Genomic DNA, 6,759 nt, shown 5'->3' with positions numbered 1-6,759 from the left:
ATCCTTCATATCCGCCAGCGAAGAGTAGCATCAAGATGAACGAGTTCCGCTGTGACAGGGCCACTCTGGGCCGTAATGACATTGGTTGCGTCATACCCTGGTACGCCTCCCCGCTCATCTACAGCAAAAGCAGGGCGCCTCAGCTGGCATCCCACGTCACTCGTGCCCAGAACTCGGGGCTGCCCGGCGCGAGTTTCAAGCACCCGCTTCACCGGACGACCGATGAGGCAAGGCGCAAGCGGAACCGGGACCTGGCCTGCCCCGATGGCGAGACCCGGCCCCCCGGTAAAACGTGCGATGAATACCCCGTAGCCACCTCCCAGGAAGGTCTGGCGTCCGGCGGAAAGCGACGGACCTTCCCTGGATGCTCCATCCCGAACGTGCCCTCGCGTACCGGCCTCAAGGGTGCGAGCGCGTGCATGATCCATAAGGCTGACCAGGACTACCAGGGCGGGAAGAACAACGCCTTCTACAGGAGCGAGCGGATGCTGGAGGGAGACCCCTTCCGGGTCCTCATAGAGAACTGACCGCTCAAGGATGTGGGTGCTACAGGTTCATTCGCAGCACCCACATCCTGACGCTTCGCCTGATATTGTCAGGCTATGGTCACATCGTGTGTCATATTCGTCAGCGATGGCATGTTCGGCATTGCAGACGACGCTGAAGAACCCGCGGACACAGCCTGCTGGGCTGTCGGTTTGGCCGCGCCCATGGAATACGGAGCCTGGGTGAGCACTGGCATCCACACCGGGCGTGTAGAGGTTGGGGCCGAGGTCGTCGCTACAGCACCACCCGCGCAAACAACCACGTGGGAAGAGGTTGTCGAGATCAGCGTGCGGTCGATCGAAGGAGACCTCCGCATCATCTCTGCCCACGATGCCGTGCCAACCGACCTCCCCGCGCTCAACCCTCAAGGGCCCGGTTGGTATCGCATCAGAGTCCACGCCAGGGGACGAGCGACATACGCCGACGGAACCAACGAAGCGCCCACCGAGCACTACCTCATCACCGCCTGGCCGCAAGCACCGACGGCCCCCGTGGTACTCCGCACCAGTGACATGATCGAGGAAGCTCGGCTCGCACACGCCGACGACCCATCGTGGGAAGCTCTCACACGGCCGGAACAACAACTGGCACAGAAGCCGATGACCGCCGAACGGGAAAACCTGCTGCGCCACCTGAAACGAAGGTGACGATCCCTCCTGATCCGGGCTGTCGAGGACTCACCTGCGACGACCAGCGTCCAGGCGCTCCCGTGGCCTAGGTGTGTTGTTCGGAGAGGTTGGTGCCCGGACAGTGGGGACGCCCTGGCCGCCGTCGAGCGTTGAGGAACTGGCGGTGGAGCCCGCCAGTATCACGCCCGTACCCGGCCCGCTGGTCCGGCGTCTTCGGCTCACCCGCCCGGGGCGGTGGCATCCCGAGCGGGTCATCGAGTGCCGTTTCCCGACGCTTCGGCTGGATTGCCTCCTTTCTGCGTTCAATGTGGTCTGCGTAGATTCGGTGAACCAAGGCCCGCTGGTGTGCGGGCCCGTTCCGGATTGGTGGTCTGCCCGTGTCACACCAGGAGATCCCGGCTGAGCGCCTGGCCACCCTGCAGGAGATCGTCGACGCCAGCCCGTATTCGGCGGCCCGCCAGGACATCCAGGGGGTGAGCTGTGACGACATCCAGGCGAAGATGGACAGCTACTTCGGAGGTGCCTTCGACGACCCCGCGGCGGGTGCTGGCTACTTCATCTGGTTCCTCACCGCGCTGATCAACGGCTGCGGGTTCATCTGGGGGGAGCAGTCCTCGATGGACCCAGCCACCGGGGATCCCTTCCAGCTCCAGACCGTCTACTACTACAACAGCGACGACCGCGGCACCAAGGTCAAGATGTACTCCGGCGACTCCCCCGAGCTCTACAGCAACAACATCAACACCAAGGGCGACTACGACTCCAGCAGCGACGTCCACAACCTCTTCCGGCTCGCCCCAACGAAGGCGAGGCACTCGGACAAGACCATGTTCCACATGTTCGTCCAGGACGGCGCGCACGCCGGCAAGTCCGTGAGCAGCTACGTCAGGAGCGACGGCCTGCGGGTCGTGCACGCCGTGGAGCACGACTCGGCCACCGCGGACCTCTGGGTGATCGGCGACTACGTCCATCACGACGAATACTCGGGCAACCTCTTCCGCAACTTCTCCGTGAACGGGGAACCGAACGGCTGGCTGACCATTCCCGACGGCAAGGGCGGCCAGCCGATGAAAATCGACCCGGTGTCGGAGAGCACCAGCCAGGGGCACGAGGGCAGGGCCCAGGTCTTCCACTTCCGGCCCGCCAGCTGGGGCGGGTGACCTGCCCGCGGCCGGGACCGGGTGACACAGCACCGGGCGGCCGCCGGCGCTCCGCCGTGCGCCGCCCGGACCGCGGAAGATCGGACGCCAGACCAACGGAGCTTCACGCGGTTCGGTTGAAGGCCCGAGGGACAGACAGACGGCCAGCCCTCTCCGCGCCTGCCCGGGGGTTGAGGAACATCCATGTCAGATCGTGCGCTAATCCCTCGCGGTCCTGTTCGGCGCTTTGACCTGGGCTGATCGTACTGCGGAGCCTTCGCGAGTCGAAGTTGTCGATCTTCGGAGGCCCTGGTGGCGGTCGAGTTCTTGTCGGATCAGCAGGCAGCCCAGTACGCGGCGTTCAACGGAGCGCCGTCTCGTGCGGAGCTGGAGCGGTACTTCTTCCTGGATGACTCGGATCTGGAGAAGGTGCAGGCCAAGCGGCGTGCGCACAACCGGCTCGGGTTCGCGGTCCAGCTGACGAGTGTGCGGTACTTGGGCCGGTTCATGCCGGACCCGCGGCAGGTGCTGGCGGAGGTCGCCGAGTACCTGGCCGAGCAGCTGGGGATCGCCGACGCGTCGTGTTTGAAGGAGTACGGCGGGCGGGACGGGACGGCGCGTACGCACGCGGGGGAGATCCAGGAGGCCGGGGGCTGGCGGGACTTCGCTGAGGTGCGGGACGAGCTGAGCGAGTGGCTGGACGCGCGGGCCTGGACGACGGGCGACGGGCCGAAGTCGCTGTTCGACGCGGCGGGCGGGTGGCTGCGCGAGCGCCGGGTGCTGCTGCCCGGGGCGAGCCGTCTGGCCCGGCTGGTGGGCACGGTGAGGGAGGCAGCGAACAACCGGCTGTGGGACACCCTGTACGGCCTGCTGCTGACGGTGGAGCCGGGGGCACGGGTGTCGGAGCTGGACCGGCTGCGGCAGGGCCCGGTGCGGATCTCCAGGCCGCAGATGAAGTGGGCGCTTCAGAGGGCGCAGGAGATCACGGCCTTCGGGATGGGTGAGGTGGACGTGTCCGCGATACCGCCGCGGCGCCTCGCGGAGCTGTCGCGGTACGGGATCGACGGCAAGGCGTCGCTGCTCAGGCGGCACGGCGACTCCCGGCGCCTGGCCACGCTGCTGGCCACCGCCGTCTACCTGACGTCCCGCGCGGTCGACGACGCCCTGGACCTGCTCGAAATGCTCGTCGCGACGAAGCTGCTGGCCAGGGCCGAGCGGGAGACGATGAAGGAGAAGCTGAAGACCCTGCCGCGGGTGGAGCCGGGCCTCGGCAAAGCTGGCCACCGCGTTTCAGATCGTGTTCGACACCACGTCCGAGCAGGTCGACACCGACACCGGAGAGATCACCCCGCCCGAGGTGGAGACGCTGGAGGCGATGTGGGCGCGTATCGAGCAGGTGGTGCCGCGGCACGAGCTAGCGGCGGCGATCGCCGCGCTGTTCGAGCTGACCCCTCCGCTCGACGCGGACGCGGCATGGCGGACCCAGTTGGTCACCCGGTTCGCCGTCATGCGGCCGTTTCTGAAGCTGCTGGTGGATCACCACTGTGTTCGGGAACGCGTCCGTAGAGCAGACCACCTTCAACGCGTCGAGAGTACTTGCGATGTGCGACCGTGACGACGTACGGGTGGCCAAGGGTGCCGAGTGCCCGCTCGTATACCCGCACCCTCACCGCGCCGAATACGCCCATGGCAAGGACGGCCTCGGCGGAGCGACAGACTCGCTGCCTGCTCCACGGGAGAGAGAACAAGCCCGCCCTGCCGTTGAAGTGCTTGCCGGTGTCCTGAAAACTGCACAGGCACCCGTGACGATCGCAGCGATCGGCCCTATGACCAATATCGCGCTGCTCTTGGCCGTATACCCGGAGCTCCGCTCTCGCATCGGCCGACTGGTGGTGATGGGTGGGGCGACAACAGCGGCAACGTCACCGCGACTGCGGAATTCAATGTGTGGAGGCAGCTCGACGCGTCCTCGTCAAATCCGACGTGCCGACGACGCTCGTTCCTGTCGACCTGACCCACCGGGTCTGGGTGAGTGACGACTGGCTCAAGGCCGTCGTCACCTCCGGCTCCACCGGGGCTTCCTTGGTGTCTGTCCGCGCCCAGTACCGTGCCCACTATCAGCGGGAACGCGGAGTGGGCGACCTTGTCCTGCATGATGCGGTGGCCGTTGCCGAGGCGATCTGGCCCGGCACACTGAAGTGTCAGGCAGTCGATGTGGTGTGCGACTCGTCGCCAGCACGCGGCGCAACCCTCATCGACACCCGCTCCGGATACGACGATGTACAAGCCAGACGCAAGATTGACGTGGCACTCGACGCGGACGTCGACGCTCTGCGCGACCTCCTGCTCGACAAGCTGAGTGGCCACTCGTGATCCCAGCCCATCCCACATACCGATCCAGTCCTCCAGGGACGGCGGCCTGACGGGGCGCCGCACCCGGAGCGCATCGTTCCAGCCGCTTCGCTCAAGGGCTCTGTACAGCCCTCAGTTGCTATCGCTAGGTTGACGATCAGAATCGGGCTCGTCGACGCGTTGGTGGCTGGGTGGCGCGTCCCCTTGACGTGTCCGACGGAGACATCGTGTCCTACCGCTCCCTCTTACGTGTTGCAGGCGTCGGCTTCTTCCCCTTGGGATTCCTGGCCCGCCTGCCGTACGCAACCTCAGCGCTTTCCACGCTCATCCTGCTCCAGGCCTCGACCGACAGCTACGCCTTCGCTGGCCTCGCCAGCGCGGCCCAGAGCATCGCCATCGCCATCGGTGGCCCCCTGGTCGGGGCCCTGACCGATCGGTACGACCACCGGACCGTCGGCGTCGTCGCTGCAATCGCCAACTTCACAGCCTGGGCTGCCCTGCTGACCGCCAGCTACGGTGACCGGGCGAGCATGTTTGCGGCCTCGGCCCTGGTGGGTCTGACCCAGCCCCAGGTCGGGCCCCTCGTGCGGGTGCACTGGTCACGCCTGGTGCAGTCTCGCAACGAACACCACCTGCTGTCCCCGGCTCTGTCCTACGAGGCGTCCGCCGACGAGCTGAGCTTCGTCGCCGGCCCTGCGTTCGTCGGGCTGCTCGCTTCCCTCAGCCCCCTCGCGCCTGCGGTCGCGACGATGGCTCTGCTCGCAGCAAGCACCCTCCCTTTTGCCCTGATCTACGCCCACCGCACCACTCACCAGCAACCGTCGGGTCAGCAGGAGATGCCGTACCTGCCCCGCCGCCCCCTCGCCGTCATGTTCCTGGCCATGGTGGCCATGGGGGCGATCTTCGGCGCGGTCCAGACGGCCGTCACTGTCTACGCCAACACGATTGACAAGCCCGGTGCTTCTGGTCTCATCTACGCCGAGTTCGGCATCGGAAGCGCCCTGGCAGGCGCCGCCTGCGCCTGGCTCCCGCAGAGGTTTTCCCTGCGCGCCCGCTACGTCTCGTTCGCAGCAATCCTCTGCGCGGGCATGCTGGTCCTCTTCATTGGCGCCCAACTGGTGTCGGTCCCTGCCGCGGTCGCGGTCGCGAGCTTCACCGTGGCGCCCTACATGATCTGCCTGTACGCGCTGACCGAACGCCTTGCCCCCGCCGAACGGGCTGCGGTCGCCATGACCATCCTGTGCGCTGGCGGCCCCCTCGGCACAGCTGCCGGACAAGCCTTCGCCGGCAGCCTCGCAGACACTCACGGCGTCGACGGCGCACTCCTAGTCGCTACCATCGTCGCAGCGGGAGCACTCGTCCTCGCACTCTCGGCATTTCTGGCCGACCGACAGCGCAACATCTGGATCATCGACACTGCGTCCGCGAAGCACTGGATGGTCCAGGAGCTCTCAGAACATCCGCAGAACACCCATTGAGCCTTTCCTAGGCGTTTGGTCCAGCGGTACTGGATGTGCCGTAGGCCGCGTCGGATGCGTTGGACGAGGTGTTCGGAGGCGGTGAAAGCGACGTTGGAGAGCCCTCCACGTCACAGGAGGGACCAGATCCTCTCGACCGGATCGAGGTCGGGTGCGTAGGGCGGCAGGTAGTAGATGGTCAGCCAGTCCCGGACTGCCGCCCACTCCCGCAGGTCGGCGGCATTGTGGACATTGAGGTTGTCCCAGACGAGCACAATCGGGCCGTCGAGCTGCTGGTGGGCTGCGGTCAGCGGGCCTGCGTGGCGGCCTGCTCCTTCGTCTTCGCCTCCTCCTTCTCGCGGCGCCACTTCCCCGCTTCGTCCTGCTCCGCCTTCTGCCGGGCACGGGCCGCGGCTTCGTGGCACTGGTCGCAGAGAATCTTGGCTGTCTCCTCGGTGCGGGGGTAGGTATCGGGGTGCCAGATCCGCCACGTCGTCTGCAAGACCTTCGTCGTGCTTCCCAGATCGGCCACCTTGTGCGTCCACATCCCGGGCTGGGTGAAAGCCCAGTACTTCAAGCACAGCTCCCTGTCCGAGGCAGCCACCCCGTCCTCGGCAACCTAGTTGAGGTCGTAAC

Annotated in this window: 7 protein-coding genes and 2 pseudogenes; 7 read left to right on the top strand and 2 right to left on the bottom strand. The window is 66.4% G+C overall.

The window, feature by feature from the left end; translation table 11 throughout:
- The first annotated feature begins 35 nt into the window (after positions 1 to 35).
- The 7 genes and pseudogenes from NMK44_RS42960 (at position 36) to NMK44_RS40220 (ending at position 6,144) form a co-directional block, all read left to right on the top strand.
- Positions 36 to 527 (top strand): NucA/NucB deoxyribonuclease domain-containing protein, encoded by a 492-nt coding sequence (locus NMK44_RS42960; protein ID WP_428849373.1) that lies wholly within the window; start codon positions 36 to 38, stop codon positions 525 to 527.
- Between the two features lie 201 nt (positions 528 to 728).
- Positions 729 to 1,193: a hypothetical protein gene (locus NMK44_RS40240; RefSeq protein ID WP_254752875.1), complete on the top strand. Its 465-nt coding sequence runs from the start codon at positions 729 to 731 to the stop codon at positions 1,191 to 1,193.
- A 359-nt stretch (positions 1,194 to 1,552) separates the two neighbouring features.
- Positions 1,553 to 2,335: a hypothetical protein gene (locus NMK44_RS40235; protein WP_254752873.1), complete on the top strand. Its 783-nt coding sequence runs from the start codon at positions 1,553 to 1,555 to the stop codon at positions 2,333 to 2,335.
- Positions 2,336 to 2,626: 291 nt separating this feature from the next.
- A pseudogene (locus NMK44_RS40230) lies at positions 2,627 to 3,848 on the top strand (DUF4158 domain-containing protein); the annotation flags it as partial.
- A gap of 10 nt (positions 3,849 to 3,858) precedes the next feature.
- Positions 3,859 to 4,350: a nucleoside hydrolase gene (locus NMK44_RS42850; protein WP_374215413.1), complete on the top strand. Its 492-nt coding sequence runs from the start codon at positions 3,859 to 3,861 to the stop codon at positions 4,348 to 4,350.
- Positions 4,262 to 4,687, top strand: coding sequence for a nucleoside hydrolase (locus tag NMK44_RS40225; protein ID WP_254752869.1), 426 nt, complete (start codon positions 4,262 to 4,264; stop codon positions 4,685 to 4,687). Before NMK44_RS42850 ends, NMK44_RS40225 begins: the two co-directional genes overlap by 89 nt.
- Positions 4,688 to 4,893: 206 nt before the next feature.
- On the top strand, positions 4,894 to 6,144 hold the full coding sequence (locus tag NMK44_RS40220) for an MFS transporter (RefSeq protein WP_254752867.1): 1,251 nt from the start codon (positions 4,894 to 4,896) through the stop codon (positions 6,142 to 6,144).
- A gap of 23 nt (positions 6,145 to 6,167) precedes the next feature.
- Here NMK44_RS40220 and NMK44_RS40215 read toward each other — a convergent pair.
- Together NMK44_RS40215 and NMK44_RS40210 are read right to left on the bottom strand one after the other, a co-directional pair.
- Positions 6,168 to 6,434: pseudogene (locus tag NMK44_RS40215) on the bottom strand (transposase); the annotation flags it as partial.
- Positions 6,431 to 6,700: a hypothetical protein gene (locus NMK44_RS40210; RefSeq protein ID WP_254752865.1), complete on the bottom strand. Its 270-nt coding sequence runs from the start codon at positions 6,698 to 6,700 to the stop codon at positions 6,431 to 6,433. The pseudogene NMK44_RS40215 and the gene NMK44_RS40210, both read right to left, overlap by 4 nt.
- Between the last annotated feature and the right edge of the window lie 59 nt (positions 6,701 to 6,759).

It is taken from the genome of Streptomyces cucumeris, assembly GCF_024295805.1.
GTDB lineage: Bacteria > Actinomycetota > Actinomycetes > Streptomycetales > Streptomycetaceae > Streptomyces > Streptomyces cucumeris.
The sequence above is the reverse complement of the archived record's forward strand: the minus strand, read 5'-3'. Positions and strand labels throughout refer to the sequence as shown.

What these genes read in the sequence shown, in the direction of transcription:
- NMK44_RS42960 (WP_428849373.1), top strand. Translation starts at nt 36, where the DNA reads ATGAACGAGTTCCGCTGTGACAGGGCCACTCTGGGCCGTAATGACATT.